This is a genomic window from Streptomyces sp. NPDC053431 (assembly GCF_044544925.1).
Lineage (GTDB): Bacteria > Actinomycetota > Actinomycetes > Streptomycetales > Streptomycetaceae > Streptomyces.
Genome location: NZ_JBITXX010000013.1, coordinates 1 through 2,322 on the forward strand (window position 1 = coordinate 1; position 2,322 = coordinate 2,322).

Sequence of the window (2,322 nt, forward strand, 5' to 3'; positions counted from 1 at the left end):
CCGGTACGACAAACTTGCCGTCCGCTACGAAGCGACAGTGCTGGTCGCAGCCATCAACGAATGGCTGTGACCAGCACTTTCACAACAGGCCCTAGGCGTCCTTGTCCTCGCTGGAGTCGCGGCGCAGCGTCGCGAGGGCGTCGTTCCAGCCGGCCGCGTAGGCGACGGCCTCGCGGCGGTTGACCTCGGCGTACAGCGTGCCGAGCAACGCTCTCTTGTCGAGGGCCGCGGGCCCGTCCAGCAGCTGGGCGAGGCGGTCGTGGAGCGGGATGTGCGGTCGCGATGCCTCGGCCTCGGCCTGCTGGGTCATGGACGCCTGCCTTCCGGTTACTTGCCCTTGCGTGCGTGGCGGCGCCGCGGAGTGAGGCGGGGGCACCACGTTATCGAACGTCTGTACGAACAGAGTGTGGAACATCTGTTCGAGGTTTGTCGAGCGGGAAACGCCTGACGGCGTGTCTTGTTGTCAGGTCTGGGTAGGTGTTGGGCCCGAACAGAGCTGGTGTTCGACCGGGGTACCCTGGATGACGCGTTCCCGGACCTGACACAGTCGGGGGCGGGGGGCGCGAGGGGCGCGCGGGGGAACCCCAGGGGGTTGGAAGGCAGTGCGGACGCATGGATACGGAGCCGGGCGCTAACCGGCGGGAGCGGGTCACCGACTGGCTCGAGTCCCACCCGGACCTGCCTCATCTCTTCGCGAGGCTGGCCGAGCTCGTCCACGTCGCCGGATACGCACCCGAGGATCTCGTCGTCCTGCCGCGCGCCGAGGTGGACCGCCGCGAGACCGCCGCGTTCACCGCCGGATGGGCCGAGGCCGTCTCCGACGAACTCCCGCGTATCCGCCGCGAGTACGAGAAGCGCGTTGCTGACGCATACGCTCAGGGACAGGGTGACGCGCGTGGAATCCGGCGCCCCCAGCGGCGTACGGACGTGTCCTCGGACGGCGCCCGGGTCATCCCGCTGCCGTTCGCCCGGCTCCTCGAACCGCCGGCCGTGGTCGTCCAGGCCGAGGAGCGGGTCCGCAGGGAGCGCGAGATGTTCGAACAGCGCCCCGAACCGGAGCCGGTGCACGAGCAGGAGCCCGCGCCCGAATCCGAGCCGGTGTACGAGCCGGAGCCCGCGGCGCCCGAACCCGAGGCCGCCGACCTCCTGGTGACCGCCCAGGAGAGCCGCACCCGCCGGAACGCCCAGCCGGTGCGGAAGGTCGTCCGCGGCAAGGGCGGCCGCCCGATCGTGCCGCCCCTCGCCGGCGTGCCGGCCCAGACCGGCGGCGCCGCCGAGCGGCGCGGCGCCGACCCGGGCGAAGCGGACGCGCGCGCGAGCGCGCGTGGCCGCCGGCTCTCCGACCGGGCCAAGGCCCTGGAGGAGGAGCTGGCCGCCGAGCGAGCACAGCAAGCGCCCCCGGAGCCCGCTCCCTGACGGGAACGGGCTCCGGGGGCCGTGGGGGGTTTCTGCGACCAGGGGCGTCAGCCGAAGAAGCGGGCGAGTTCTGCGGGGGAGATCGCCTCGTCGGCGTTCCCCTCCGCGGAGCCCTCGCCCGACTCCTCGTCGCCCTCGTCGGTGACGCCCGGACGGGGAACCGGCTTCGGCGGCTCGGGGGTGTCGCCGTCCTCGTCGGTGTTGACGCACTGGAACATCCAGTTCGCGGCGGCCAGATGGTCCACTGCGGCGGCCAGCAGGTGATCGGAGAGAGACCACTCCGCCGCTTCGCCGTGGATCTGGCGCTGCACCGCCCCGTCCCGTGGAAGGTGCTTGATCATGACCGCCAAGCGGCGGCTGGACAGCTCGCCCCGATGCCAGTCGAGGAGGTCCGTCCCGTAGTAGCGGAGGAGATCCGCCTCAAGTGCCTCGGCGTGTTCGTCGACGAACTCGACGAGGCTCAGCTTTCCCCCAGGCCGAGCCCGGTCTCCTTGCCGTAGGCCTCCAGGATGGCGGCGATGTCCTGCATCGTGAGGTCGTGCTCCTCGAAGCGGACGTACTGCTCCTCACCCATCAGGAGTTCGAGCAGACCGTCCACGTCGTTGTCGTCGAGCTTGCGCAGCGCCTTCGCGGTCTTGCGGGAGAGCTCGGTGGGCAGCGTGTAGGACTCGCCGTCCAGCTCGAAGGACCAGGTGCGGCCGTGGGCCTCCAGTCGCTGGGCGCGAGCGGCGTTGACGTCGAAACGGGCCATGGTGTGCGTACTCCTTGTTCGCGTGGTGCGCGTGGTGCGCGTGGGTGAAGAGGAGAGGGGGCGGGGGGGGGGGGGCGGGGGCCCCCCCCCCCCCCCCCCCCCCCCCCCCCCCGCCCCCCCCCCCCCCCCCGGCAAACAAACACACACACACCCCC

General features: G+C 71.7%; 4 protein-coding genes. 1 reads left to right on the top strand and 3 read right to left on the bottom strand.

Annotated features, from left to right (window positions below; genetic code table 11):
- Positions 1-91 precede the first annotated feature (91 nt).
- Positions 92-310, bottom strand: a complete 219-nt coding sequence (locus ACIGXE_RS26485; protein WP_399751389.1) for a hypothetical protein — start codon at positions 308-310, stop codon at positions 92-94.
- Positions 311-612: 302 nt separating this feature from the next.
- On the opposite strand from ACIGXE_RS26485, the gene ACIGXE_RS26490 reads away from it, so the two are divergent.
- Positions 613-1,416, top strand: a complete 804-nt coding sequence (locus ACIGXE_RS26490) for a hypothetical protein (protein ID WP_399751390.1) — start codon at positions 613-615, stop codon at positions 1,414-1,416.
- A 47-nt stretch (positions 1,417-1,463) separates the two neighbouring features.
- On the opposite strand, the gene ACIGXE_RS26495 is transcribed toward ACIGXE_RS26490, so the two are convergent.
- Positions 1,464-1,757, bottom strand: a complete 294-nt coding sequence (locus ACIGXE_RS26495) for a hypothetical protein (RefSeq protein WP_399751391.1) — start codon at positions 1,755-1,757, stop codon at positions 1,464-1,466.
- Between the two features lie 119 nt (positions 1,758-1,876).
- Complete coding sequence (locus ACIGXE_RS26500; protein WP_399751392.1) at positions 1,877-2,167, bottom strand: hypothetical protein; 291 nt, start codon at positions 2,165-2,167, stop codon at positions 1,877-1,879.
- Positions 2,168-2,322: the final 155 nt, after the last annotated feature.

What these genes read in the sequence shown, in the direction of transcription:
- ACIGXE_RS26485 (WP_399751389.1), bottom strand. Translation starts at nt 310, where the DNA reads ATGACCCAGCAGGCCGAGGCCGAGGCATCGCGACCGCACATCCCGCTC.
- ACIGXE_RS26500 (WP_399751392.1), bottom strand. Translation starts at nt 2,167, where the DNA reads ATGGCCCGTTTCGACGTCAACGCCGCTCGCGCCCAGCGACTGGAGGCC.
- ACIGXE_RS26490 (WP_399751390.1), top strand. Translation starts at nt 613, where the DNA reads ATGGATACGGAGCCGGGCGCTAACCGGCGGGAGCGGGTCACCGACTGG.
- ACIGXE_RS26495 (WP_399751391.1), bottom strand. Translation starts at nt 1,757, where the DNA reads ATGATCAAGCACCTTCCACGGGACGGGGCGGTGCAGCGCCAGATCCAC.